At 46.8% G+C, this 25,258-nt stretch carries 26 protein-coding genes; 4 read left to right on the forward strand and 22 right to left on the reverse strand.

Annotated features, from left to right (window positions below; genetic code table 11):
- Positions 1–64 precede the first annotated feature (64 nt).
- The 12 genes from MHI55_RS24215 to MHI55_RS24270 form a co-directional block, all read right to left on the reverse strand.
- Positions 65–1,393, reverse strand: a complete 1,329-nt coding sequence (locus tag MHI55_RS24215; RefSeq protein WP_100529071.1) for a U32 family peptidase — start codon at positions 1,391–1,393, stop codon at positions 65–67.
- A 17-nt stretch (positions 1,394–1,410) separates the two neighbouring features.
- Positions 1,411–2,340, reverse strand: coding sequence for a peptidase U32 family protein (locus MHI55_RS24220; RefSeq protein WP_222215759.1), 930 nt, complete (start codon positions 2,338–2,340; stop codon positions 1,411–1,413).
- A 14-nt stretch (positions 2,341–2,354) separates the two neighbouring features.
- Positions 2,355–3,395, reverse strand: coding sequence for an endolytic transglycosylase MltG (mltG, locus tag MHI55_RS24225; RefSeq protein WP_243391439.1), 1,041 nt, complete (start codon positions 3,393–3,395; stop codon positions 2,355–2,357).
- Between the two features lie 76 nt (positions 3,396–3,471).
- A complete protein-coding gene (locus tag MHI55_RS24230) occupies positions 3,472–3,786 on the reverse strand; it encodes a DUF1292 domain-containing protein (RefSeq protein WP_047844066.1) in 315 nt (104 codons plus the stop codon).
- Positions 3,787–4,086 carry a DUF1292 domain-containing protein gene (locus MHI55_RS24235; RefSeq protein WP_017686820.1) on the reverse strand — a complete coding sequence of 100 codons (300 nt, stop codon included), beginning with the start codon at positions 4,084–4,086 and terminating at the stop codon, positions 3,787–3,789.
- Positions 4,087–4,098: 12 nt separating this feature from the next.
- Positions 4,099–4,515: a Holliday junction resolvase RuvX gene (ruvX, locus tag MHI55_RS24240; protein ID WP_036616953.1), complete on the reverse strand. Its 417-nt coding sequence runs from the start codon at positions 4,513–4,515 to the stop codon at positions 4,099–4,101.
- Between the two features lie 128 nt (positions 4,516–4,643).
- Positions 4,644–4,904: an IreB family regulatory phosphoprotein gene (locus MHI55_RS24245; RefSeq protein WP_036616950.1), complete on the reverse strand. Its 261-nt coding sequence runs from the start codon at positions 4,902–4,904 to the stop codon at positions 4,644–4,646.
- Between the two features lie 242 nt (positions 4,905–5,146).
- Positions 5,147–7,777 (reverse strand): alanine--tRNA ligase, encoded by a 2,631-nt coding sequence (gene alaS, locus MHI55_RS24250; RefSeq protein ID WP_074096207.1) that lies wholly within the window; start codon positions 7,775–7,777, stop codon positions 5,147–5,149.
- 436 nt (positions 7,778–8,213) lie between these two features.
- Positions 8,214–9,281, reverse strand: coding sequence for an AI-2E family transporter (locus MHI55_RS24255; RefSeq protein WP_036616947.1), 1,068 nt, complete (start codon positions 9,279–9,281; stop codon positions 8,214–8,216).
- A 295-nt stretch (positions 9,282–9,576) separates the two neighbouring features.
- Positions 9,577–9,786: a hypothetical protein gene (locus MHI55_RS24260; protein ID WP_017686815.1), complete on the reverse strand. Its 210-nt coding sequence runs from the start codon at positions 9,784–9,786 to the stop codon at positions 9,577–9,579.
- Positions 9,787–9,796: 10 nt separating this feature from the next.
- Positions 9,797–10,318, reverse strand: coding sequence for a PRC-barrel domain-containing protein (locus tag MHI55_RS24265; RefSeq protein ID WP_017686814.1), 522 nt, complete (start codon positions 10,316–10,318; stop codon positions 9,797–9,799).
- A gap of 164 nt (positions 10,319–10,482) precedes the next feature.
- Positions 10,483–11,634 (reverse strand): cysteine desulfurase family protein, encoded by a 1,152-nt coding sequence (locus MHI55_RS24270; protein WP_340387328.1) that lies wholly within the window; start codon positions 11,632–11,634, stop codon positions 10,483–10,485.
- Between the two features lie 132 nt (positions 11,635–11,766).
- Between MHI55_RS24270 and MHI55_RS24275 the strand changes: the two genes are divergently transcribed.
- On the forward strand, positions 11,767–12,141 hold the full coding sequence (locus MHI55_RS24275) for a hypothetical protein (RefSeq protein ID WP_076252947.1): 375 nt from the start codon (positions 11,767–11,769) through the stop codon (positions 12,139–12,141).
- A 177-nt stretch (positions 12,142–12,318) separates the two neighbouring features.
- Here the strand turns inward: MHI55_RS24275 and MHI55_RS24280 are convergent, their stop codons facing one another.
- Positions 12,319–12,738, reverse strand: a complete 420-nt coding sequence (locus tag MHI55_RS24280) for an Rrf2 family transcriptional regulator (RefSeq protein ID WP_017686811.1) — start codon at positions 12,736–12,738, stop codon at positions 12,319–12,321.
- 321 nt (positions 12,739–13,059) lie between these two features.
- Here MHI55_RS24280 and mnmA point away from each other — a divergent pair, with 321 nt between their 5' ends.
- Positions 13,060–14,184 carry a tRNA 2-thiouridine(34) synthase MnmA gene (mnmA, locus tag MHI55_RS24285; RefSeq protein ID WP_047844071.1) on the forward strand — a complete coding sequence of 375 codons (1,125 nt, stop codon included), beginning with the start codon at positions 13,060–13,062 and terminating at the stop codon, positions 14,182–14,184.
- 130 nt (positions 14,185–14,314) lie between these two features.
- Here mnmA and crcB read toward each other — a convergent pair whose 3' ends face one another.
- From crcB to MHI55_RS24305, 4 genes are read right to left on the reverse strand one after another with little or no spacing between them, the layout of a single operon-like run.
- A complete protein-coding gene (gene crcB / locus MHI55_RS24290; protein WP_340387330.1) occupies positions 14,315–14,674 on the reverse strand; it encodes a fluoride efflux transporter CrcB in 360 nt (119 codons plus the stop codon).
- Positions 14,671–15,072 carry a CrcB family protein gene (locus MHI55_RS24295; protein WP_340387332.1) on the reverse strand — a complete coding sequence of 134 codons (402 nt, stop codon included), beginning with the start codon at positions 15,070–15,072 and terminating at the stop codon, positions 14,671–14,673. The genes crcB and MHI55_RS24295 overlap by 4 nt, the downstream gene beginning before the upstream one ends.
- 33 nt (positions 15,073–15,105) lie before the next feature.
- Entirely contained in the window at positions 15,106–16,413 is a 1,308-nt protein-coding gene (locus MHI55_RS24300) for a replication-associated recombination protein A (RefSeq protein ID WP_282320419.1), read from the reverse strand.
- 42 nt (positions 16,414–16,455) lie between these two features.
- The gene (locus MHI55_RS24305) at positions 16,456–17,346 is read right to left on the reverse strand and encodes a LysR family transcriptional regulator (RefSeq protein ID WP_076252950.1); all 891 of its coding nucleotides are present in this window, start codon (positions 17,344–17,346) and stop codon (positions 16,456–16,458) included.
- Between the two features lie 136 nt (positions 17,347–17,482).
- Here MHI55_RS24305 and MHI55_RS24310 point away from each other — a divergent pair, with 136 nt between their 5' ends.
- Both MHI55_RS24310 and MHI55_RS24315 read left to right on the forward strand, forming a co-directional pair.
- Positions 17,483–18,226 carry an SDR family NAD(P)-dependent oxidoreductase gene (locus MHI55_RS24310; RefSeq protein ID WP_076252951.1) on the forward strand — a complete coding sequence of 248 codons (744 nt, stop codon included), beginning with the start codon at positions 17,483–17,485 and terminating at the stop codon, positions 18,224–18,226.
- Complete coding sequence (locus MHI55_RS24315; RefSeq protein ID WP_076252952.1) at positions 18,223–19,125, forward strand: EamA family transporter; 903 nt, start codon at positions 18,223–18,225, stop codon at positions 19,123–19,125. The genes MHI55_RS24310 and MHI55_RS24315 overlap by 4 nt, the downstream gene beginning before the upstream one ends.
- Positions 19,126–19,248: 123 nt before the next feature.
- Here the strand turns inward: MHI55_RS24315 and MHI55_RS24320 are convergent, their stop codons facing one another.
- The 5 genes from MHI55_RS24320 to MHI55_RS24340 form a co-directional block, all read right to left on the reverse strand.
- Positions 19,249–21,429, reverse strand: a complete 2,181-nt coding sequence (locus MHI55_RS24320) for a UvrD-helicase domain-containing protein (protein ID WP_076252953.1) — start codon at positions 21,427–21,429, stop codon at positions 19,249–19,251.
- A 137-nt stretch (positions 21,430–21,566) separates the two neighbouring features.
- Positions 21,567–21,737, reverse strand: coding sequence for a hypothetical protein (locus MHI55_RS24325; RefSeq protein WP_164783408.1), 171 nt, complete (start codon positions 21,735–21,737; stop codon positions 21,567–21,569).
- A gap of 45 nt (positions 21,738–21,782) precedes the next feature.
- A complete protein-coding gene (locus tag MHI55_RS24330) occupies positions 21,783–22,574 on the reverse strand; it encodes a DUF4097 family beta strand repeat-containing protein (protein WP_164783407.1) in 792 nt (263 codons plus the stop codon).
- A gap of 36 nt (positions 22,575–22,610) precedes the next feature.
- Positions 22,611–23,276, reverse strand: coding sequence for a TetR/AcrR family transcriptional regulator (locus tag MHI55_RS24335; RefSeq protein ID WP_076252955.1), 666 nt, complete (start codon positions 23,274–23,276; stop codon positions 22,611–22,613).
- Between the two features lie 146 nt (positions 23,277–23,422).
- A complete protein-coding gene (locus tag MHI55_RS24340) occupies positions 23,423–25,222 on the reverse strand; it encodes an ABC transporter ATP-binding protein (RefSeq protein WP_076252956.1) in 1,800 nt (599 codons plus the stop codon).
- Positions 25,223–25,258: the final 36 nt, after the last annotated feature.

A 25,258-nucleotide genomic window follows, 5' to 3' on the forward strand; every position in this document is an offset into this window, starting at 1 on the left:
TAAATTTCATAACACTATGTTGTTAAATCATAATACAATATTGACACATTATAGGTATTTGAGCCTACTTCTTTTTTCTCATCATATCGAAGTACGAAACCGGTTGATCTACCTTCATTTTAATCAGTTGCAACGGGTGACGAGCAGCATCTAGAACATTGCCTTCTTCATCCTGTATTTCACCGACGACCTGTTTGAAAAAGTGACCACCCGGACCGAAAAATTCGATTTCCTGTCCTGGTTTGAAGTGATTGCGCTGTTGAATGGTTGCCATTCCTGTTTCAGCATCATACCCCATGACCAATCCAGCAAAGTCAAAAGGTACGGCCTTTTCTTCCGGTTCATAGATATGATCTTCATGATCTGGTGTATCATAGAAAAATCCGGTATTCAGCGGGCGATTCGCCGCTTTGTTCATTTCTTCAACCCATTCAGGTTTCAGAACATAATTTTCCGGGTCTGCCATATAGGCGTCAATGGCTTGACGGTATACGTTAACCACAGTTGCCACGTAGTGGATCGATTTCATACGTCCTTCGATCTTGAAACTGTCCACACCCACATCAATCAACTCGGGAATATGTCCAATCATGCACAGATCCTTAGATCCCATGGAGAATGAATTATCCTGTTCCTCGAATAGGGGAAGCTGGTTCTCACCCAGTTTGAATGGTGCAGGTGCCTTCATCTGCATGTCCTCTTCGCTGACCCACACCGTATCTTCTCTCGCATCCTCGAACAGATCATACTTCCAGCGACAAGACTGGCAACAGCCGCCCCGGTTGGAGTCCCGATCCGTAAAATGGTTCGAGAGCACACAACGTCCGGAATACGACGAACACATTGCCCCGTGAATAAAGGCTTCAATTTCGATATCCACATTGGCCTTGATCTCTTCAATCTCTTCGAAGCTAGTCTCACGTCCGAGAACAACTCGCGGGAGTCCTTCATCTTTCCAGAACTTCACGGCTTGCCAGTTGAGTGTGGATTGTTGAGTACTTAGATGTACCTCAAGGCCTGGCACAGCACGAAGGGCTACTTCAATAATAGCCGGATCAGCTACGATGATCGCAGAGATTCCCGCATTATAGAGGTTTTGCAGGTACGTTTCGATACCTTCAACATCCTCATTATGTGCATAGATGTTCGTCGCTACGAACACTTTGGCTCCATACTTTTTGGCAAACTCCACACCTTCACGCATCTCTTCAAAGCTGAAGTTATCCGCGTTGGAACGCAGTCCATAGGCTTGTCCACCGATATATACGGCATCTGCACCGTAATGGATTGCAAATTTCAGTTTTTCCAGATTACCCGCCGGAGCTAGCAGCTCCGGTTTGTCCAGACGGTTACGTTTCCCCGAGAACTTCCGCTGTACCGCCACTGTTTCCATTCTGTTCACCTCGTCTATTAATACACTTGTTCTTTATAGAAAAATCCAAACGACAATTCACGTTCAGGGTCCTGTAACTTCCGCACCTCAGCGAGCCACTCTTCAGAGAACGCATATGCATCAGCATCGGCTATATAACTGTCAATCGCTGTCCGATATGCACGTACAACAGCTTCATTGTAGGTGAGTGATTTTAACATACCTTCTATTTTGAAACTGTGCACGCCCGCCTCCATCAACAGATGAAGATCTTCGAGGATACATATATCCTCTGAGCTCATAATGTGTGTACCGTTAATATCCTCGTAGATCGGGAATTTCTCATCCCGACGTTCAGCCTCGATCAGGAACAATCCCCGCTCTTTCCCCAGATGTCCCTCAACCGGCCGCCCTTGATGAGCCATATAACTTTGCACCAGACTGCGCTTGGAATGATAAATATTCGTCATACCATGCACCTGAACCTGAGCTTCCACTTTCAGAAAAGGGACCATTTCCGTCAACTCGTCCATATTCAACTCACGGGCAAGCACAACACGACTAGCTCCCTTGGTTCCCCAATAGTTGGCCGTCGCATAGTTCGTTGAAGTCATCTCCGCATTCCAGTGCAACTTCACATGTGGCGCGTATTCCTTCATGGTAGCCAGCACGGATGGATCATTAAACTCCACACCATCAATACCGATTCTGCCAAGTGCTTGAACATATTCAGGCAATTCTTTCAACAGTTCGTTGGACATCAGATTAGTCATGGATACATACACACGCGCCTGATGTTTGGCTGCAATGGCAACCACCTCTGCTGTCTCTTCCACGCTAAAGCTGCCTGGAAGACGCATGCCGAATCGATCATCTCCAATGACCAGAGCATCTGCTCCAGCCTGGAGAAGCACTTCTGCCTCTTTCACATTCGCTGCTGTAACGAGCAGTTCATGTTTCTTACTCATATAATCCCCTCCGCTTATTGCGCAGCCTTACTTTTGGCTATATTTTGCTGGTGTTCCTTATACGTTTTGGCAAATAGATGTCCAGACGAGCCATCCTTTTTTGTCACATAGAACAGATACTCCGAAGCTTCCGGATTTAGCGCTGCTTCAATGGACGGAAGACTTGGACTGGCAATTGGACCTGGTGGCAAGCCTTTGTTCAGATACGTATTATAGGGACTTTTCACCTTTAGATCCTTGAAAAATAATCGTTCCTTCGGTCTGTCGAGCAAATATTGAACGGTAGCATCAATCTCCAGCTTCATATCCTGATTGATCCGATTGTAGATTACACCTGCAACCAGAGCACGTTCCTCGTCCACTACAACTTCTTTCTCCACGAGTGACGCGATCGTCAGCAGTTCATGCAGGGAAAGGTTCTTTTCCTGCAGCTTGGCTTCCAAATCAGGAATGGAATTAATCTTGGTCTGGAATTCTTCCAGCATCCGTTGCATCACATCATGCGTGGAACTTCCCTTTTTCAGCTCATACGTCTCCGGGAATAGATACCCTTCCAATACGTAGCGAAGTTCTTCATCCACTGGAATATCTTTGATGATATCTACATCAAAGGCCGAAGGATCATTGGCCAGCTTGATGAATTCATCACGATCTACTACATGCTCATAAGAAAGCTTACCCGCCATTTGCAGAACGTTATAACCCTCCGGAATCGTAAATTTCACCATTTCTTCCGGTACAACTTCGCCACTACTCAGCTTGCTAACAATCTCATCATATGTCACGCCAGGATTCATTGAATATGTACCCGCCATGAAATTAGAACCTAGTTTCTTCCACTTTAAATACCCTTTGAAGGTTAACCCGCTTCGGATAAGGCCTTCTTCTTGAAGCTGATCCGCGATTTTCGAAGTTCCCGATCCGCTCTTAATCTCGAATACGACCGGTTCTGTAGAAGCTTCCACAGGACGCATCATACTCCACACGTAACCGCCTGCGCCTCCGACAAGAACTACAATGATAAGCAGTATGACTACAATTGCTTTCCCTTTCAAAAAAGAAACAACTCCTTTACACAACCAAAAAGAGCGGACTTCTCCGCCCTCCCGGTTTCTTCAATTTGAAGCTGATTTAATCTTCGTCAATGGGGAGTGTACACTCATCATACAGTTCCGAGATGTTCTCCCACTCATCATCATCGTCGATCGTAACTAACTCTGGCATGATCTGGTCTTCACTTCCAGGTGATACCCGCAGAAGTTCAACCTCGTCATAAGGTCGCAACGAACTGCGGAGCACCGCGTACTGCTGACCGTTCACTTCGAACTCAGCCAACAAGTCATACGGTTGTGATTTACCGTTCTCTTCCTCGAGCTCAACATGAGCACCGAATGCCAGACGCAGTGAATCTGTCCATTTCAGGTCTTTGCGGCTATATTCCGTCATTTAGTTCGCTTCCTCTTCATCTTCAGCAAGAAATGTATTAAACGTCTCCTCGACGATATCCCATTCGGCATCATCTTGGATGACGAAAAGTTTAATATCGTCGCCCTCTTCTTCATAACGGAATGCATATACATCCGTTTCGCCATCTTCAGGTTCAACCGGAGCAACCATCATGTACTTGGCCTCCGAACCATCTACTTCAAACTTCATGATGACTTCAAATTCCTCTTCATTACCCTCGTCATCCGCAATGTAAATAATTTCCGCTTCTTCTTCCATACCCAGTTGATCTTCAGCCATTGTTGATCCCCCTCACCTTCTACTATTGGCATCCAAATAATTTTGCAAAATCAAGCTTGCGGCCATTTTATCCACAACCTGCTTGCGTTTTTTCCGACTGACATCCGCTTCGATCAGCGTACGTTCTGCTGCCATGGTTGTCAGCCGTTCATCCCAAAGGTGAACAGGTAAATTCAGTTCATCCCGCAGGCGATCGGCAAAAGCAATGCATATCTCACCGCGCGGTCCTACGGTGCCGTTCATGTTTTTGGGAAGTCCGACTACGATCTCACTAATCTCATGCTCACGCACAAGTTCGGCAATCCGAGCGAACTCACCTTCATCACGGCGGCGTTCTAGCACTTCCAATCCCTGGGCAGTCCAACCGAAGGCGTCACTCGCGGCAACTCCGATTCTTCGGTCCCCATAGTCCAAACCTAATATTTTCATCCATGCTCTCCCATCCTGGGGCCTGCTCAGGTCGATTACAAATAATCGCCTTCTCAAGCTTCAGGCTGTCTTCTGTCGGTTCATTTCCCGCTGCCTGCAAGGCTGCAACACAGCGGAAGCGGCGTACATTACCGGTGATTGGCCAGATAGGAACGTACAAGCTCTTCAATCAGCTCATCGCGCTCCTTTTTACGGACCAGACTACGTGCGTTGTTGTGACGAGGAATGTATGCCGGGTCTCCAGAAATCAGATACCCAACAATCTGGTTGATCGGATTATACTCCTTATCGACCAATGCATCATATACCGTGAGAAGAATCTCTTTGGATGATGCTTCCTGTTCGTCACCTTTCACATTAAATTTAACCGTCTTATCCATGGAGTCCATTGATGACACCTCGCTCCTGCATGAACATGGGGACCATGTCCTGCCGAATTGATTTCTGTTTATATAATAACATATTCTGACTGCCACAAGTAAACAAAGGATAAGGCAATTGTGTTTTTTGCTTGTCCTTTACTGGCTTCAGCATATTGCATCATTCGATTCCACACGCTCTCGGGTACAAAAAATAAACGAACAGAACCATTTCGATTTATTTTTTGACGATTGAAAGCCGTTCAATGGATTTATGCATTATGCCCGCTAACCAGCGAAACCGCCAGTTTCAGCGCTTCATCCAGCTTGGTCGCATCCTTACCTCCGGCTTGCGCCATATCTGGACGTCCACCGCCACCGCCGCCGCATACTGCTGCGACTTCTTTGACGATTTTGCCTGCGTGTAATCCTTGTTTTACTTGTTCAGCAGGTACTGCTACAACAAAATTCACTTTGCCGTCCGCTGGAGCACCCAATACGAGTACCGCGTTAGGCAATTTTACTTTCAACTCATCTGCCACTGTACGCAGCGCATCCATGTTCGGAGCATCTACGCGTGCTGCCAGCAATTGTGTATTTCCTGCTTGTACCACTTGATCGGTCAATTGACCCGCTTCCATGGCACTCAGCTTGCTTTGCAGGGATTCAGTCTCTCTGGCTGCTTCTTTCAGTTGTTGGTTCAGACCTTCAATCCGTTTAGGTACATCAGCCACATTTGCTTTGAGCAGTGCTGCTGATTGTTTAAGCAGTTCCAACTGGCTTTCCACATACAGATATGCGCCGCGGCCAGTTACAGCTTCGATCCGGCGTACGCCGGAGCCAATTCCGCTCTCGCTCACCAGTTTGAAGATTCCGATCTCTGAAGTATTATTTACGTGACAGCCGCCACAAAGTTCCAAACTGTAGTCTCCGACTTGAACAACACGTACAATATCTCCATATTTTTCGCCAAACAGGGCCATTGCACCCATTTCTTTAGCTTCATCAATAGCTTTCAGCTCGATGTTCACGTTCAGACGATTCCAGATCTGTTCATTCACCTGACGTTCAATCTCTGTCAACTCTTCCGGCGTAATACTACCGAAGTGAGAGAAGTCAAACCGCAGACGTTGTGGCTCTACGAGCGATCCTGCCTGGTTTACGTGTGTTCCGAGCACATCTTTGAGTGCCTTGTGCAACAAGTGGGTAGCCGTATGGTTTTTGATAATGTCGCCACGTTTCGCTGAGTCTACTTCGGCATTAATCACATCGCCTACACGCAGTTCACCAGACTCCACAGTCACCAGATGTACATGTTGTCCAAGTGGAGCTTTGAACAAACCTTGTACTTTCGCTGATACACCAGCACCTCGCAGCAAGCCCTGATCACTCACTTGACCGCCACTTTCCGCGTAGAACGGAGTCTTGTCCAGAACAACCTGACACGTCTGTCCTTCGCCTACAGATTCAACAAGGGCGTCACCAGCTACGATGGCTACCACTTTTGCTTCCGTCAACAGGTCAGTATAACCAACAAACTCGCTTTTAACCTCCAGGTCAGCAAGTGGTCCGCCTTGAACTTTCATGCTCTCGTTCTCTTGGCGCCCAGCACGTCCAAGCTCACGTTGTTTCTGCATGGAAGCATCAAAACCTTCACGGTCCACAGTCAGACCATGCTCTGCGGCATAATCTTCTGTCAGGTCAAACGGGAAACCGTACGTATCATACAGTTTGAAAGCTTCAGGTCCGCTAATAACGGTGCGTCCTTCGGATTTGGCTGTGCCGCTGATATCAGCCAGAATAGCCAGACCATCTGTGAGTGTTTCGTGGAAACGCTCTTCCTCGGTTTTGATTACTTTGGCGATGAACTCCTGTTTGTCTACTACCTCAGGGTAGTACATGCCCATCACTTCACCAACGGTTGTTGTCAATTCATACAGGAATGGACGGTCAAGTCCAAGCACTTTTCCATAACGAACTGCACGGCGAAGCAAGCGACGGATGACATATCCACGTCCTTCATTACTTGGCAGAACGCCATCACCTACTGCAAAAGCAACCGTACGGATATGATCGGCAATGACTTTCAGTGCAACATCAATCTCTACGCTGTCGTTATATTTCACACCCGCAAGAGCGGCTGTTCTTTGAATCATCGGTTGGAACAGGTCTGTGTCGAAGTTGGAATCCACATTTTGCAGAATGGAAGCAAAACGCTCCAAACCTGCACCTGTATCAATGTTTTTGTTAGGAAGCGGTGTGTAGCTACCATCTTTGTTATGGTTGAACTGGGAGAATACCAGGTTCCATACTTCCAGATAACGTTCGTTTTCTCCACCTGGATACATTTCAGGATCACTCATGTCGTTTCCGTAAGCTTCGCCGCGGTCATAGAAGATCTCGGTACAAGGACCACATGGGCCTTCGCCGATATCCCAGAAGTTTTCATCCAATTTAATGATACGTTCAGCAGGCAGTCCTACTTTTTCGTTCCACAGTTTGAAAGCTTCTTCATCTTCCGGATATACCGTTACGGACAGGCGTTCCGGATCGAATCCGATCCACTCTTTGCTGGTCAAGAATTCCCAAGCCCATGTTACGGTCTCTTCCTTGAAGTAATCTCCAATAGAGAAGTTGCCAAGCATTTCGAAGAACGTATGGTGACGACGCGTTTTACCAACATTCTCAATATCATTGGTACGGATACATTTTTGGGAGTTCGCAAGACGCGGGTTCTCCGGCTTCTCACGTCCGTCAAAATATGGTTTGAGCGGTGCCATACCTGCATTGATCCACAAAAGAGAAGGATCGTTGTGAGGCACGAGCGATGCGCTCGGCTCAATTTTGTGACCTTTACTTGCAAAAAACTCTATCCATTTGGACCGGATTTCACTGGCTTTCATACTGGATGCCCCCATTAAATTATAATAGTCCGTTGCGTATTCGCTCCGGTTGGTCAACATTGTTTTGGTAAAAATAAACACAAAAAACGCCCCTGAATAAATCAGGGACGATGTTATCGCGGTACCACCCTGGTTATTGCTGTTCATCCCTTGCTGCCCGGACAAACAAACAATCTCCTCGTTCATGCGAAATAACGGTCGCTCCCGGCAGGGTTGTCCTGCACTCCGAAATTAGCTTTCCGCCGCTTCATCTTTCAAGACTCTTCCAGCCATCAGTTCAGGCTCACCCTGATCCGATGAAGTCTATTCTCTGAGGAAAGGAACCCTCGGCGTACTTTATTTCATCATCGATTTCATGTTCTCAACATACACACTCATTATATCGGTAGCACAAGCGGGTGTCAACGCGGCCTCGTTGATGTTTTAACCCTGCTATTTAGTCGGTCCTTCGTTTGATGTAATAGGCGAAAAAGTGTTGCACAATCACCTTCAGCACGGCAAAAACGGGTACTGCCAGAATTAAACCTACAATGCCTGCCAGTTCACCTCCGACGAGCAGTGCAAATATAATCGACAGAGGATGCAGATGCAACGTACGTCCCACCACCTGAGGAGAAATAACATTACTCTCCAACACCTGGCACAGTGTGTTCACAATGACAACAAGTAGTACCATTTTAAACGATACGGTTGATGCCATGACCACAGCAGGAGCAGCTCCAAGGAAAGGCCCCAAGTAGGGCACAATGTTAAACACAGCTACAATGCTTGCAAGCAGCAGGGCATACGGCATATCAATGACGATATAACCAATGTAGGCAAAGATACCAACAATGACACAGACAATAAACTGTCCCCGAATGTAGTTCCCCAGTGCAGTATCGATCTCTTTCATCACCGAGACAATCGCTTTCCGACGTGAACGCGGAAGATACGCCACAATAGTGCGCTCAAACACCTCAAAGTCTTTTAACATATAAAAGATCAGAAATGGCACGATAAACACATTGAATAACACATTAATGGTCGCCCCGATATTGTCCATGAGCACAGCAATTCCCTGAGTTAGTCGATCCTCCATCTGAAAAAACCAACTGTTCATGCCTGTTCGCACACTTGGCGGCATTAATTTGTGATCCATATTGTTCATCAGGCTCTGGGCACGCATGGACAGTTCCGGCATATGCTCGTTGAGTTCCCCTAGCTGTTCAATCAATACCGGAATGACATTCATCAGAATGACACCGAGGCAGGTCAGGAAAAAGGCATATATGAGTAGTACCGCAATCGTACGCGGCACCTTGCGCCCTCCCAGCATGCTGACAATCGGATTAAGTACATAGGATATGATAAGGGCTACGATAAAGGGTGCCAGCACTGTTTTCAGGAACGCATATATGTGAAGCAGTAAAGGCCGCAGCAGCCAAATAAAATATAAAATGATCAATCCGAGCAGCAGCCAGATCGCGTAACGGAACAGCTTGTTTTTGGTTAATTGCTCCACTTGCATCTCTCCTTTTGGACTGGCTCTGAGAGTCAGTATATGTAGGAAAGGTAATATTTATTAACACAGCGCAAAAGTGGAAAGGAGTAATCCGAACATTTTTTTCTTAAACCCAAAAAACGCCTCCTTCATTAGAGAAGGAAGCGCATTTTGCAGTACGGGTTAGCATATAATCAACCATACACCAGCCCAACCATTATGTAACCGCATCTATATACATCTGCCAACAATTAACGACAGCCTCCCATGACAGACATTGTCATGAAACCGCATATAGAGGAAGTTATTCTGCTTATTAAGAAGAAGCGTGAAGATGAGGGAAGTCTTGTGGCAGCTCGTCCCCGAAAAACAGATCATCCAGGGAACTCAGCGTACCGTCTTCTTCCACCTGATATACAGACATTTTCTCACCGTTCACCGTTAATTCGATAAAGCATCCCCAGCAATAAAACTGGTGGGAACCAATTTTCCCGATATCTTTGGAACTACAGTTTGGACATTTCATATTCATTCACCTATCCATTAACAGAATGAATGGCATTTTCCAAGCGTTGTTCACTCAGAGACGGCACCATAATGGCACTTTCCCCGATGGACATATCGCTTGTACATGGCAGCCATTTGCGGCCCTCGATCAGATCGGACACAAAACCGTCCGTAATTTCAATCCCTATTATTGTATTTCCCAACTCTTGGTCAAAATAAACATCGGAGACACGCCCGAGCAGCAAACCTTCTTCGGTGAGCACGGACATCTCCTTCAATTTAGACCGACCGAGGAGGTACGTGTATTTTATGTCGTCGGCTCCCGTCTTGCGGACAGCCTGTTGATTACGGATCATGACGGCATCTTCGCCGTAGGCAACGATATCTTGCCACTGCACGATTTTGACATGATTGGTAAACAGACCTTTGTTCTCAAGCTCAATGCCTTCGATCTCCCAATCATCATTCACAATGAAATCCTGGATTTTACCGACCTGCTTCCCGTCCTCAACATCAAAAACGGCAAGTCCGATCATTTCCTGAAGCTTCATCGCTGGGTCCCCCTCATCTTCTTATCATTAAATAGGCGCGGCGCTATTGCTAGGTATGCCCAAAGTTGATGAGTGGCAATCAGACGCCGTTCATCAAAACCGCTTCTATCCAACCGATGAAATGGAACTTCTTCCCTCCTTCTGTTCCATGTGTAAAGTTCCCCTTAGGGTCTATTACGCAGTCGTCCAAGAATGGTTCCAATTTTTTCGGCGGTTATCATGATTTCTTCCGTAGTATTACCCAATCCCCAGCTAAATCGAATCGCAGAGTGTAAAAATGTTTCAGGCAATTTCATCGCTTTGAGCACATGAGAGACTTCAAGTGAACCGGAAGTGCAGGCAGAACCGCTTGCAACAGCAATTCCTTCCATATCCAGATTCATTAACATCGTCTCTGTGGACACTTCTGGAAAGCTGATATTCAGGATGTTTGGCAGCGTCTGCTCCAGGTGTCCATTCACGTGAAAGTGCTCCGTACCCACATGAATTTCAAGCTGTTCCAACAAAAGTTTGCGCAATTCCAAATCATGCTGGCGATGCGCCTCCGTCTGTGCTGATGCAATCTTGAGCGCCTCTGCAAATCCGGCAATACCTGCGATATTTTCCGTACCAGCGCGACGCTGACGCTCTTGCAACCCACCGTGAGCTCTTGCTTCCAGCACAATTCCTCGCCGTACATAGAGTGCACCCACGCCCTGAGGTCCGTTGATTTTATGCGCAGAGAAGCTGATCAGATCCACAGGCAGATCCTTACAGGAAATATTCTGACTGCCCAGAGCCTGAACTGCATCGGTATGGAAAAGGATATTATGCTGACGGGCAAGCTCACCCACCTCACGGATCGGCTGAATCGTGCCTACTTCATTGTTGGCATACATCATGGTGATTAACACCGTATCCGGTCGAATGGCCTCTCGCAACTCATCCAGATTTATTCGTCCATGACGATCAACCGATAGATAGGTTACTTCATAACCTTGCCGCTCCAATTCCTGACACGTATGCAAGACAGCATGGTGCTCAATTGCGGTCGTAATGACGTGTTTCCCCTTATCCTGCCTGGATGAGACTGCACCAAAGATTGCCAGATTGTCGCTCTCCGTGCCGCCTCCGGTGAATACCAATTCGTCCGGGAAACAGCCCAAAGACGCCGCAATGACATCCCTTGCTCCGCTGACAGTCCGTTTGGCCTCACGCCCAAAGGCATGGATACTTGATGCATTGCCAAATTGTCCTGTCATGACGTTCATCATCGCTTCTGCGACTTGTGGATGCATAGGTGTCGATGCGGCGTGATCCAAATAAATTCGTTTCATTTATCTTCACCCCGTTATATGTTAAATTTCTATCTCATGGCAAACTGTCAAAATTGGAAACTGAAACGGATGCTCTATTGTCACATCTTCGTGTATAATGTTATATATCCATTTCAAAAAGGAGAGAGAGACATGAGTAATCCCATTCTCAGGCAGATTCTGAATCAGCTTCAACAAATGGACAAACGATTCGACAGTATTGATGGACATCTTGGAAAAATAGACCACCGGTTTGATGCTATGGAAGAGAGGCTCGGTGCCGTAGAGAGCAGACTCGACACTGTTGATCGCACACTCAATGCTATTGAGGAACAAACTAAAAACATTCCGCTTCTTCAACAAGCTGTTCTGGAAACATTGACAGTTACGAAACGTCTTGACGCTTCCCAATCCGCCTCTGAACGCAAAGTAACTACCGAATTGAATACCCATCAGCACAGCATTGATATTTTGAATCGCCGTCAGTTACGCTTGGAAGCTGATATAGAAACCTTAAAAAGTCGCTGATTTACAAGTGATCCAGTTAAGTTCACACTTGACCATCTTGTTAATCCCGCGGCTGAATACATAGCCCTGCTCAATTAAAATGATCTGCAGAAATTGAAGAACAAAGTACCCATTGGCATGTCTAAAGCCCCCAAATTGGAGGCTTTATTGTGTCTTCTGTGATGCGAATTAGTGACCTTAAATGTAAAACATGTAGCTGTCTTTTTTGTCCTGATCCTGGAAGGTAATCAGGTCTTTCAGTGTTGTGGAATCCAATACTTCCGCAATCCCGTCACGAATACGCAACCACAGATCACGCTTCGCTGGATCATCTTCCTCCGTGAAGTCTACTGGAGAGATTGGCCCTTCCAGTACACGGATTACATCGCCTGCAGTCACGGTTGCAGGATCACCTGCAAGGATATAACCGCCGTAAGCACCTCTAATACTTTTCACCAGTCCTGCATTACGTAATGGAGCAATCAGTTGCTCCAAGTAATGCTCCGAGAGCTGGTTGCGCTCAGCAATGCTTTTAAGTGATGTAGGGCCTTCGCCTATTCTGGCAGCAAGCTCCATCATGATTGTGAGGCCGTAACGGCCTTTTGTCGATATTTTCAAAGGAGTCACCTCTTTCAATTTTCAGAAACAATTGGAAACTTTATATTTAATCCTATGGTCCATGACCGTCTGTTTCACGATCTGTCCACAGCGGAGATGCATTGAGATTAGCATAAACCTTCTAATCCTCCGTATTCCGATCATAACCCTCAGCTAATGTTAACATATCTGCATGCTTTATGGAAAAGAAAGATTGACGATATTCCAAAATGTGCGTCTGTGGTGGACACTATCCAAAATTGGCCGGGTGTATCGTATCTTGAGTCCGGTTATGCTAGAATAAGAAACGAAACACATTTATATATAGAAATGGTGATAACGATGTCCAAAACAATTGAAAATACACGGGTCGTCGTTGGCATGTCCGGAGGTGTCGATTCTTCCGTTACCGCACTGCTGCTGAAAGAGCAAGGGTACGATGTCATCGGCATTTTCATGAAAAACTGGGATGACACCGACGAGTTCGGCCACTGTACCGCTGAAGAAGATTCAGAGGATGTACGCCGCGTATGTGAACAGATCGGCATTCCTTACTACACTGTCAACTTCGAGAAAGAATATTTTGATAAAGTATTTACCTATTTCCTTGATGAATATAAGTCGGGTCGCACGCCAAATCCGGATGTCATGTGTAATCGTGAGATCAAATTTGGTGAATTCCTGAACAAAGCTCTGGATCTCGGCGCAGATTATGTAGCTACAGGACACTATGCTCGCCTGATTGAAGAAGATGGCACACTCAAGTTGCTTCGTGGTGTGGACAACAATAAGGATCAGACCTATTTCCTTAACGCACTCAATCAGAACCAGCTGTCCAAAGCCATGTTCCCGATTGGTCATCTGCCCAAACCGGAAGTACGCAAAATCGCAGAAGCGGCTGGTTTGTATACCGCCAAGAAAAAAGACAGCACAGGTGTCTGCTTCATCGGTGAGCGTAATTTCAAAGAGTTCCTGAGTAACTATCTGCCTGCCAAAGGCGGAGACATGGTTGATATCGCAACCGGTGAAGTCAAAGGTCGCCACGACGGTCTGATGTACTACACACTTGGACAGCGCCAAGGTCTTGGCATTGGTGGTTCCGGCAATGGTGAACCCTGGTTCGTTGCAGACAAGAATCTGGAGGAGAATCAACTGCTTGTTGTTCAGGGCGATGCCCATGCAAGCCTGTACTCCACAGGTCTAACTGCAACGGGTGTGAACTGGATTGCTGGTGCAGAGCACATGCCTAATGTGCCATACCGTTGTACTGCCAAGTTCCGCTATCGTCAGCCGGATCAAGGTGTAACATTGACCTGGCAAGAAGATGGAAGTGTGGATGTACAATTTGACCAGCAGCAAAAAGCCATTACGCCAGGACAAGCCGTTGTTTTCTACGACGGAGAGGTTTGCCTGGGTGGGGGTACGATCGATCAGGTGCAAAAAGTACCTGTACCCGCAATGCAATAATAGAGCTTGTCCATTAAAATGCGGATTATACACAATACCGTGTATCCCTATTAAAAAAGCCGTCTTTCATGTATACCATGAAGGATGGCTTTTTTCCTGCTTATTTTTGCAAAAAAATTAAAAAAGTTCGTTATGCAGTCCACGAGACTCCTGCCCAGGCGGCCAACACCCCAACTACAACCGAACTGATGACGTAGAGCGCCGCGCTTGCATATCGTTGTCGACCCATAAGTCCTAAGGTTTCATAACCAAAGGTAGAGAACGTCGTGTATGCACCGCAAAATCCGGTTCCCCACATCACCCAGATTCCATCTGAGATCATTGCAGATACATGCCACCCATATAACAACCCAAGCAGCAGTGAACCACTGACGTTGATGATCCATGTTCCCCACGGAAAAGCCGGTCCCAGCAAGCCAGAGACCCATTTTCCCAGACTGTAACGCAGTACTGCACCCAACACACCTGCAAAACCAATCCACAGGATCATGAGGCATCACCCTCTTGTCTTTGTGCTCCCAACATACGCTTTCCAAGGCTCATTCCCAGCGCACAGAGCAACAATCCTGCCAACAGACTCACGATCATATAAATAGCGGCACTGATCCATTCGCCCCCTTCGGATAAACGAACAATATCAAGCGTAAACGTGGAGAATGTCGTAAATGCGCCAGTAAAACCTGTACCAATCGCCAGTCGAAGTTGTGGTGTTATTTTGCCTGGAACAGCTATGGTAAAGAACCAACCAAAAAAAAGGCTGCCCATCGCATTGATTAACAGCACTGCCCATGGGAACCCCCCATGGACAGTTGGTATCCCTAACTGTATGGCATATCGGGTCAATGTACCGAGAAATCCACCCGCCCCTATATACAAAAGCTCTTTCATGTTGTGTGCATCTCCCGAGTGATCTGACTGATCTTATAGATCTCTGCGCCGCTGTTGGTTCAGCCTGATCTTCGATTCGTTACCCTGCTCCGTTGCCTCATAGAATACTCTCCGTGAGAGCTGCTTTGGCAAATATTCTTGTTTCACGTAATGCCCCGGATAGTTGTGTGGATATTGATAGCCCTCATGTCCAAGCTTCACGGCACCTGAGTAATGCGTATCTCGTAAGTGAAGCGGAACTTCTGCCGATTTTACCTCATCAATCGCGTTCATGGCTTTGGAAATGGCGGTGTACACCGCATTGGATTTTGGACTTTCGACCGCGAACAGAATCGCTTGTGCAATGTTCAGCTTGGCTTCGGGCCAGCCGTTATTTCGGTACGCATCAAGTGCTCCAATCGCCTGAGTCATGGCTTGCGGGTTTGCAAGTCCAATATCTTCACTGCTCGCTGCAATCAGACGCCGAATGAAGGTCATCGGGTCCATGCCGAGCTTCTCCACCGCGTATAGAAACCAAAACAACGCCGCATCACTGGAACCCCGAATACTCTTGTGAAATGCAGACAGCACATCATACTGTGTGGATTCATCTGCCTTCACAATGGGGCGCCGAATAGACTCTTCAGCTACACCAAGCGTGATATGAATGGACCCATCCTTCTCCGGTGGCGTGGTCAACGCAGCCAGTTCAAGCGCATTAAGCGCACGCCGAATATCTCCGTTGGCCATCGTGGCAATATGCTCTAGCGCCTCATCGTCCGCCTGTAGTTCCATGAACCCCAGACCTTTGTCCACATCACTCAATGCTCTGCGCATTGCAATTAGGGAATGATCCTTGTTCAGCGATTCCAGCTGGAACAGGGTGGAGCGACTCATCAAGGCTCCATTGACATAATGAAAGGGATTCTCTGTTGTTGCGCCGATAAAAATAATCGTACCCTTCTCTACCGCTGGCAATAGCGCATCCTGACGTGAACTGTTAAACCGATGTACCTCGTCGAGGAACAAAATGGTTTTTGTTCCATACAGCTGTTTGTTCGTTTGGGCCTGTTCGATAACTTCACGCACATCCTTGACGGAAGCTTCCACTGCATTCAGACGTACGAACTGTCCTTGCGTTTGCTGGGAAATAATATGTGCCAAGGTTGTCTTGCCACATCCCGGAGGGCCGTATAACAAGATGGACGAAATCTGATCAGCCTCGATGGCGCGCCGGAGTAATTTCCCTGGTCCAATAATATGTTCCTGTCCAATATATTCATCCAGATGCTCTGGCCGCAAGCGGTCCGCGAGCAGTCTAGCTTGTGGTTTTGAGTCCTGTTGAAACGAAAATAAATCCATTGCTCATCACTTCCTTAACGGATTGCCTTGCCTTGATTACAATTATACTTCTGATGGTTCTCCACTCTCTATCATATCATACTCTCGCGGTAACATAGCCATAAATGCATGAAGTGCACTGCTGACAAAGGTATCCTTGCGAGTAATAAAATGAGTCATCATGCGATTCATACCTACGGGGAGTGTATGCGTGCGCAATAATCCATTTTTGATCTGATGCCTAATCACAATCTCTGGTAATAAGGAAATTCCCATACCGGACGTAACTCCACTAATAATCGCTTCAAGGGTTCCGAATTCCATAATTACTGGACGGGTAACACCACCCACCTCTAACCATTCCTCCAAAACCTGACGATAGGAACACCCCATGCTGTAGACAAGAATAGGTTTACTCTTAAGATCTTCATCCGTAGGACCCATACCAGAATAGACAACAAATAGTTCCTCATCAAATACGGGAATAGAAACGATATCAGGATGATCACAGGGACAGCCTATAAATGCTCCCTCCAATTCATACCCAATAACCTGATCCATAAGCATCTGCGAATTGCCAGTAACCAGTGACAAGGAGACATCTGGATACTGTTTGTAATATCTGACGAAAAGTTCAGGTAGCCGCACGGCCGCTGAGGTTTGTGTAGAACCTATTCGCATTGGACCCGATGGTGTGCTCGTCGCCCGAAGCGCCTTGGAAGCATCATTCAGCAAGCCAATAATTTTATCTGCATAGGTCAGCAGCATCTCTCCGGCTGGAGATAACGTCATGCCTCGGTTATGACGAATGAACAACGTTGTACCTACTTCTGCTTCCAGATGCCGAATTCGTGCCGTTACGTTGGATTGAACATACCCCAGTTTAGAGGCAGCTTTGGTCAGATTCCCTTCCTGTGCAACACACTGAAATATTCTAAGATCCCCGCTCTCCATGGTCCCTCCACTCTGACATCATTCAAAATGATATCCGCTTCATTACCAATCATTATACTTCATGTGTAAACCGGACTACAATTCATGTAGATCCCAAACCAGTCATCTGACTGGATGATGATAAGGAGTGTTCAGCATGACATACTGGAAAAATAGAGTTGCTCTGATCACAGGTGGTGGAACAGGTATAGGACGTGCTGTAAGTGAGATGCTCGCTGAACGCGGAGCCTTGGTCGCTGTCAACTATTCCCGCTCACAAGATGCAGCAAGAGAGACTGTTCAACACATTTTGGATACGGGAGGCCATGCATTCGCCGTTCAAGCTAATGTTGCCAATGATCTTGATGTCCGGCGGATGGTCACTACAATAACTGAAACCTACGGCCCGATCACTGCACTTGTAAATAACGCCGGAATCACGCGTCATATCCCCATGCACGATCTGGAGTCTGTTACAGATGACGTCTGGAATGAGCTACTTGATGTGAATGTGAAAGGCATGTTTCATTGCGCTCGTGCAGTGACGGAAGGCATGAGACAGGCTGGCGGTGGTTCTATCGTGAATTTGGGCAGCATCGCAGGCAGTACGGGCTCGGGCTCCTGCCTCCCTTACGCCGTCTCCAAAGCGGCCGTTCACGGTCTAACTTTATCACTTGCGCACGCACTCTCACCACACATTCGGGTGAATGCTATCGTCCCTGGCGCAGTTGCTACAAGGTGGTGGGCTGGAAACGAGGAGCGAATGTATCGTCTTGGTGGAGAAGTGTTATTACAGCATATTGCCTCACCTGAAGATATCGCACACATGATCTGTGCTGCGCTGGAACAGCAATCCATGACCGGGCAACTAATTACTGTAGATAGCGGACAGACGTTATGAGCTCCAGTCATGATAAAGATACCCGGATCATCAAACCATTGAAATATACATTATTGATCATTTTGACAACGTTAATCATGGGCACTTCTTTTCCAGTTGGCAAGATCGGCATGTTATATGCCCCACCTTTCCTGCTCATGGGCATACGTTATATACTGGCAGGTGGCTTGATGGCCTTGTTCCTTCGTAAACGTCCTTTGCCTACTGGATGGCAGTCTTGGTTGAAAATAATCCTTATTGGCCTGTTCCAATCCGCAGGAGTGATGGGCTGCGCCTACTACAGCATGAACTGGATTACATCCGGTGAATCCGCCATTATTACGTTTACCAATCCGCTACTGGTCATTATCCTCAGTGCTCTCTTATATAGAGTGACCTACCGTTTCAGTCAGTGGATCGGTGTTATACTCGGTTTCATCGGGATTATGTTAACCTTTGGAATGCAAATGAGCTTTAGCCCCGGAACCTGGATTGGATTTGGTGGAGCGATCTCCTTTGCCGTGTCCACATTGCTCATCAAACGCTGGGGCAATGGCTACGATACTTTTGTCTTAACAGCCTATCAGATGCTTGCTGGAGGTGCTGCGTTGCTTCTGCTGAGCGTATGGACTGAACAGCCTCACTTTACGATCAATACCACCTCGGTTATGGCGCTGCTCTGGTTAACGCTTGTTTGCTCCATCATTCAGTTCTCACTCTGGTTTTATCTGCTTCAGAATAGTGACCCAGCCCAAACCAGTTCGTATCTGTTTCTGGCGCCGTTCTTTGGTGTACTATCGAGTTGGATTTTACTAGGAGAGCACGTTCAGTGGTTTGCATTAGCAGGCGGTTTATTTATTGGTGTTGGCATATTCCTGGTGAACCGTCGCTCATCCAGAATGAGAAATAGCGTAACATAAACTTGAACTCCCCCATCGTTCTTCCTTGGAAGATTAATCATTTCTCGCACAAAAGCAAAAAAGGCATGCGCTTATGGGACTCTCCATAAACGTCATGCCTTTTTCTGTATAAATAAACTTTATCTAGCCAAGCTCTGGCCAACCCTGAATGGTTACGGACTCGCCATCGGGATTATGTGTTGCAGCCGCATAGATCGGCAGTTCACCGTCATGGAACAACCACAATTCGTGCAAGGCCCGTGTACAACCAACGTACAACAGCTTTGCATCACCTGCATTTGGCAAATAATGCTTCTGATCTACGTCTGCCACAATAACGGCATCAAACTCCAACCCTTTAGACAGATAGACCGGTAAAACGGAGTGCCCACCTGTGTACTGCTTTTTGCCACCATCGATCAAGTTTAGATCCCAGCCTGCAGCCTGTAGGTCACGGTGAAGTTCCTCTGCTTCATGCAGTGTACGAGTCAGGATGGAGACCGTTCGGTAGTCTTTGACCGTTAACAGCTTCAAAGCCTGCTCCAGACTCGCCGTCCGCCCTTCGCCTCCATAAGCCAACGTCCGAACCGGATCACCACTACGGAAAACAGGAATCGCCGTAATCCCGCTCTTGACACCACGTTCCAGAATCGTGTTGGCATAATCGATAATTTCCATCGTTGAACGATAACTTCGGGTCAATGCAAAGTATGCATTCTGTTCCTCAGGAAATAAAGAACTCATCTCTTCCCACGCATGAACACCACGGTACTCATGAATGCCTTGAGACAAGTCACCCAGTATGGTGAAGGAATGCCCTTTGACGAACTGATCCAATAACGCCACATGAAAAGGGGAAAAGTCCTGCGCTTCATCGATCACAATATGATCAAACCGCTCCGAGCCCTCAATATCATGGACCAATGTATGAATGTATACCAATGCAGGCAGATCCTCTTCACGGACGATATCCTGTTTCAGATCTGCTGCGGTTTGTTTCATGACTAGTTTTGGAATCAGCCCGCTGAGCGAGGCTGGCACACAGCCGCCCTTTCCAGCTTTGAACAGCTGTTTGTATAACGTAAGCGGCTCGTATTGAGGCCATTTTTTGGCATAAGCTTTCTCACGAGTAGACGCTTTTTTCTTGCGTTCTTTACGCACAGCTTCTGGCATCGGTTTCTTAAGTTCCATCTCAATCCAGCGGTGAACTCTCGCCATAACCCGTTCTTTGCGTTTGGCCAGTGGATAATGTTTGTATTCCTCACCGAACCAGTTCTCGATCTCTGTCTTGCTAAGCACCTTACCATCCCATGGACTGAAGTCCGTATCCGGTACGGAATCCGCTTCCATCCCCGACAACCATTCTCGAATAAGCTCCATGAAACGGATGGATCCTTTGTAACGCCCAGGTACATCATCATTCAATTCAGGTCGTGCATCAGGTTTTTCGAACCAGGTGTTCAATGTATCCGACGTATTCGCCAAAGGCATATCCAGCCCCAGCAGGTTCATCGCCCAATCCGGGAATGTCCGCTGTTGAATGTCCCCTACTCCAAGTTCCGGAAGCACATCAGAAATGTAGTCCAGGAACATATGGTTGGGTGCAAAAATAACCATTTTCTCCGCAGATACCTGCTCCTTATACTGATATAGCAAAAAGGCAAGTCGATGCAGGGCAACCGTCGTTTTCCCGGATCCAGCTACACCCTGAATGATCAATGCAGTGTTTCTCGCCGCACGAATAATCAGATCCTGCTCCGCTTGAATCGTAGATACGATATCACGCAGTTTGTTATCCTTGTTCTCTCCGAGACGATAAACGAGGAATTCATCAGATACCGCTGGCTGGTCGCTATCACGGTTATATGTATCCGCCACACGTTCCAATATCCGCTGCCGAATGACAACGTTTCGTTTCAGATATACGAGACCTTCAATAAGCCCTTCCGGGGCTTCATACGTAGCGGAGGCTTCCCCTCCCGTAAATGAGTAAAACAGGCTTGCGACAGGAGCACGCCAGTCGATGACGAGCGGATGCTCTCCCACCTCTTCGCGGTCTACGCCAATTTTGCCAATATACAGCGGTTTCCGTGCACCACTGCCCTGTTCTTCGAAATCCAAGCGTCCGAAATAGGGTTGCTGCGCGCTCTTGGACAAGGCGGTGCGGCGCTCTTCGCGTCCAGCTTCCAGCACTTGTTCTGTGAAGTCGTGGCCGGTGTATACCGGAATGTTCTGCAGTCGTTCCAGCTGACTATCCACTTCCTCCATCGTTCGCTCTAACCTGTACTCTTCTTCTTGATAGGCACTTTGAAAGCTGTCTGACATGTTTCAGTTACCTCCTAAGAATATGTTTTGCTCTGCATCGCCTAGATCTGGCAATACAAAAGGATACTTACTATATCACATAGGGCAATTGAAAGCCACATCCGTTTTTGTAGGCTTACTTTTGTAATATATGAGGCTCATCTGAATTGATAATTAATGATGGCACTGACAAGCGCACAACAACCAAACAGAATAAACCACCAGGCCCACTTGTTTCTGGCCAGCCTGCGCCTGCTGTTTAATGCGCCGTAAATCCCGATTAGCAGTACGATGGTGGAAAAACTAATCCCTACAATCCAACCAGCCATTATACCTACCGCCCCCCTTTGTTTTCAGTACACACGAACAGTCTCTCATTTCCTGGATTTTAGATGAAAAGCTCCTCCTCGAATATCCACTTGGAATTCACTTTTTCCACTTTTGTGTATTAGACAGTTGCTGTCCCCATGAAGGGGAGTCAAATCAAATTCGCTTTTTAACGCTCCTGATCTTCTTTTAAGTAAAATTCGGAAACCTTCGTTATCTGGAATGGAAACCACTACTTTTGATCCTGTGGATACGGAATGCAAGCTCTCCGGCATCTTGAGACAATCCATATTCAATCCTCTGCCTGTAGTTGTATACTGCAAGTGACGGAATTCCCCTGATATGTCGATCTTGGCTGAACTGGATTGAAGATTAAGCTTATCTGCACTAAGGTGCTGCCCTTTCACTATCGATGCCAATGCACACAGTTCAAGCTCATCCATCCTCCCTGATAGGTCTACACTACCTGAGGTGATCTTACATTGACAGCGAGTGGCCAGAAGCCGATTCAACCGGAGTTGTCCTCCTGTGGAGTTTAGTAAAATACGATCAAAAACCCGATCAGGAAGCTGAATCTCCAATGCTGTTCTAGCAATATTTATTCCAACGAGGCCTCTCCTTTTTCTCCCGTCTACAATGCTTAAGGTATCCCCTCGTATGTTAACTTGCATCAGCCTTCGCTTGGAAAAGCACGCATCCGCATATTGCATAACGTGAATCAGTTCATCCACACTCGGAAGAACTCTGATATCTCCTGACAACCAATTTAACTGTATATCATGAATGGGTTGATCAATGTCTATGCTCTTGCATATGGCAAGCTCACTACTTTTCAACATCTTTTCCCTCTCCATTTCAAACAATCAGGTATATGTTTATTCCGCCTCCGCATAGCCTCCTGTGCTGGCATGGCGATTCGTAATTCGCTGAATGAGCTGTTCGCTAACGATATCTGCTCCCAAGAGCTTCATCATGTGTTGCAAAAACTTAAGCCTTTCCAATGTCTGCTCCTGATCTCTGCCAAATAGAAAAGGGTTGATCCAAATGTTAACAAGCAGCATGAAGATTTCAGCACACTCCAGCGGATATTCGACTGAAATGGACCCATCTTCCTTGCCTTGTTCCATAATATTGGCAATAATTCGTGCATCCTTCAGAACACCTTTTCTGATCCCTCCAAGAACAAACTGCGGATTCTTGATCTGAGTGCTAAGAACCTGATCAATTGAGTTGGACTGAATTCCAGGATCAACGATAATATTTTCCAAAATACTGATGAGCTTCTGTCTGGCATTCGGAGCATGCGTGTTCTGGATGAGTTCCATAAACATGTCTTCTGCCCGCCCGAGCTCCTTCTCCATCACTGCACTAAGGATATCCTCCTTGGATTTGAAATGATGATATATCGCACCTTTAGACATACCTAATTCATCTATAATGTCTTGAATACTGGTTTTTTCATATCCCTTTTCGGTAAACATTTGAGTTGAGACAGTCAGAATCAGGTCCAGTGTCTGCTCAGGATATTTATTTCTGGCCATAAGTTCCTCCTTATACATACCAACGGTCGGTATCTATAATATAGAGTATGTTGGTCTTACTGTCAATATGAGGAATTTTAGAAAAAGAAAAAGGATCTCCGTTGAAATACCTCATGGGTATTACGGAGACCCTGTATTAATGAGAATTACTCTTCGTTTTGTACTGTAGTTGCATTGCCTTCCTGTGCCACAAACTGTTTTTGAGCTAACTCACGGTATACCGGATGATTGCTAATTAATTCCGTATGCGTTCCTGTTCCGGTAACATGCCCATGCTCCAATACAACAATCTGATCGGAATCCACCACTGTGGACAATCGGTGCGCGATCACGATCGTAGTTCTTCCTTCCATCAGATTGGACAATGCTTGCTGTACTTCATACTCCGAGGTGCTGTCCAGACTGGATGTCGCTTCATCCAACATAAGAATATCCGGACTGCGCAGTAAGGCACGAGCAATAGCAATCCGCTGACGTTGGCCCCCGGATAACTTGATTCCCCTCTCGCCCACTTCCGTGTCATAGCCCTGTGGCAGCTTGTCGATAAAGTCGGCAGAATAGGCCATCTCAGCAGCTCGTCGGATCTCATCCATCGTGGCCTCACGACCTAATCCGTACGTGATGTTGTCTTTGATCGTACCCGCCATAAGTGGACTTTCCTGAGATACATACCCAATCTTGCTGCGCCAGGAGGCCAAAGAATAATCTGTTATGGCTTGTCCCCCATATGAAATATGGCCTGAATCGGGCATATAAAACTGCTCCATCAAAGAGAACAGTGTTGATTTGCCGCTACCGCTTGGACCGACAATGGCTGTCACTTTTTGTGTAGGTACCGTCAAATTGATTCCGTGCAACACTTCCTCACCTGTAACATAGGAAAAATGTACATCATGGAATGCAATCGTCTCATTTCCTTTTGGCGCTACCTTAGTGCTGTCATGTGGCTCTTCCTCATCGGCAAGAATAGCTTGTATGCGCTCCGTTGCACCTACGACTTTTTGCAAACGGGAGTATAACGTCGTGAATTGTCCCATTGGCATAATGACCTGGAACAACAGTAAAATGAACGCAACCAGTTCACCAGGCGACAACAGTCCAGACGCTACGCGCATTCCCCCCACACCCAGAATAACGACTAGAACGGCAGTCATGACAAATGTAAACAAAGGACCGATCAGAGCAAGAATGCGCGCTTCCTGCAAGCCAAAAGCAAACATTTTACGAATCCGGGAATCTCCTGCTTCCACTTCCTGTTTCTCCGTTCCGTAAGCTTTCACCAAGCGGATCTCGCCAATAACCTGACTGAGCACGGACGTAAGACCAGCCATCTCATCCTGCTGCTTCTTGGAGATCTTGTACATTTTCTTACCCACCGGCAACAGAATCAACAGCGTAAGCGGCACCAGACTCAGAATAATGAGCGACATCACCCAATCCAAGTAAAATAGTAATGCCACGCCACCCACAACAGCAACGATGTTGGATACAAAGGAAACCAGATAATCCGCGATCAACGTCATGATCTGGCTTGTATCATTCGTAATCCGGCTCATCGTATCGCCTGTACGATTGCGGTCGAAATACGGCATTCGTAGCGACAATACCTTGTTCCACAGCTTGGTGCGAAGTGTTGCGACGACGCGTTGTCCGGCGTAATTTAACATATAAATGCTAATACCCGAGGCAATCGCCTGAATCACAAATGCCCCAAGCAATAACAAAATAACAGATTTGTTCAATGCCGAAGTGGTTAATCCATCAATCAGACCTTTGGTCATCAATGGCACGATCAGTCCGGCTGTAGTTTGAATCAGGGTTAAGATGAGGGCCAGAATCAAGATCAGTTTTGGCGGGTTCGTGGAAGCGATAAGCTTGACGAAATCCTTAAATCCCTTTTTTCCTACCTTCGGTTCATTCTGCCCTGTTTGTTGCTGCTCTTCCATTCCCGTTCCTCCCGTTCTCCATCTGCTCACCAGAGA

Source organism: Paenibacillus sp. FSL E2-0151 (assembly GCF_037993015.1).
Taxonomy (GTDB): domain Bacteria; phylum Bacillota; class Bacilli; order Paenibacillales; family Paenibacillaceae; genus Paenibacillus; species Paenibacillus amylolyticus.

Bases quoted from the DNA above. Each gene is read 5' to 3' on its own strand.
- MHI55_RS24215 (WP_100529071.1), bottom strand. From the start codon at position 1,393: ATGGAAACAGTGGCGGTACAGCGGAAGTTCTCGGGGAAACGTAACCGT.
- MHI55_RS24220 (WP_222215759.1), bottom strand. From the start codon at position 2,340: ATGAGTAAGAAACATGAACTGCTCGTTACAGCAGCGAATGTGAAAGAG.
- MHI55_RS24230 (WP_047844066.1), bottom strand. From the start codon at position 3,786: ATGACGGAATATAGCCGCAAAGACCTGAAATGGACAGATTCACTGCGT.
- MHI55_RS24235 (WP_017686820.1), bottom strand. From the start codon at position 4,086: ATGGCTGAAGATCAACTGGGTATGGAAGAAGAAGCGGAAATTATTTAC.
- ruvX (WP_036616953.1), bottom strand. From the start codon at position 4,515: ATGAAAATATTAGGTTTGGACTATGGGGACCGAAGAATCGGAGTTGCC.
- MHI55_RS24245 (WP_036616950.1), bottom strand. From the start codon at position 4,904: ATGGACTCCATGGATAAGACGGTTAAATTTAATGTGAAAGGTGACGAA.
- alaS (WP_074096207.1), bottom strand. From the start codon at position 7,777: ATGAAAGCCAGTGAAATCCGGTCCAAATGGATAGAGTTTTTTGCAAGT.
- MHI55_RS24260 (WP_017686815.1), bottom strand. From the start codon at position 9,786: ATGAAATGTCCAAACTGTAGTTCCAAAGATATCGGGAAAATTGGTTCC.
- MHI55_RS24265 (WP_017686814.1), bottom strand. From the start codon at position 10,318: ATGAAGCTTCAGGAAATGATCGGACTTGCCGTTTTTGATGTTGAGGAC.
- MHI55_RS24270 (WP_340387328.1), bottom strand. From the start codon at position 11,634: ATGAAACGAATTTATTTGGATCACGCCGCATCGACACCTATGCATCCA.
- MHI55_RS24275 (WP_076252947.1), top strand. From the start codon at position 11,767: ATGAGTAATCCCATTCTCAGGCAGATTCTGAATCAGCTTCAACAAATG.
- mnmA (WP_047844071.1), top strand. From the start codon at position 13,060: ATGTCCAAAACAATTGAAAATACACGGGTCGTCGTTGGCATGTCCGGA.
- crcB (WP_340387330.1), bottom strand. From the start codon at position 14,674: ATGATCCTGTGGATTGGTTTTGCAGGTGTGTTGGGTGCAGTACTGCGT.
- MHI55_RS24295 (WP_340387332.1), bottom strand. From the start codon at position 15,072: ATGAAAGAGCTTTTGTATATAGGGGCGGGTGGATTTCTCGGTACATTG.
- MHI55_RS24300 (WP_282320419.1), bottom strand. From the start codon at position 16,413: ATGGATTTATTTTCGTTTCAACAGGACTCAAAACCACAAGCTAGACTG.
- MHI55_RS24305 (WP_076252950.1), bottom strand. From the start codon at position 17,346: ATGGAGAGCGGGGATCTTAGAATATTTCAGTGTGTTGCACAGGAAGGG.
- MHI55_RS24310 (WP_076252951.1), top strand. From the start codon at position 17,483: ATGACATACTGGAAAAATAGAGTTGCTCTGATCACAGGTGGTGGAACA.
- MHI55_RS24315 (WP_076252952.1), top strand. From the start codon at position 18,223: ATGAGCTCCAGTCATGATAAAGATACCCGGATCATCAAACCATTGAAA.
- MHI55_RS24320 (WP_076252953.1), bottom strand. From the start codon at position 21,429: ATGTCAGACAGCTTTCAAAGTGCCTATCAAGAAGAAGAGTACAGGTTA.
- MHI55_RS24325 (WP_164783408.1), bottom strand. From the start codon at position 21,737: ATGGCTGGTTGGATTGTAGGGATTAGTTTTTCCACCATCGTACTGCTA.
- MHI55_RS24330 (WP_164783407.1), bottom strand. From the start codon at position 22,574: ATGTTGAAAAGTAGTGAGCTTGCCATATGCAAGAGCATAGACATTGAT.
- MHI55_RS24335 (WP_076252955.1), bottom strand. From the start codon at position 23,276: ATGGCCAGAAATAAATATCCTGAGCAGACACTGGACCTGATTCTGACT.
- MHI55_RS24340 (WP_076252956.1), bottom strand. From the start codon at position 25,222: ATGGAAGAGCAGCAACAAACAGGGCAGAATGAACCGAAGGTAGGAAAA.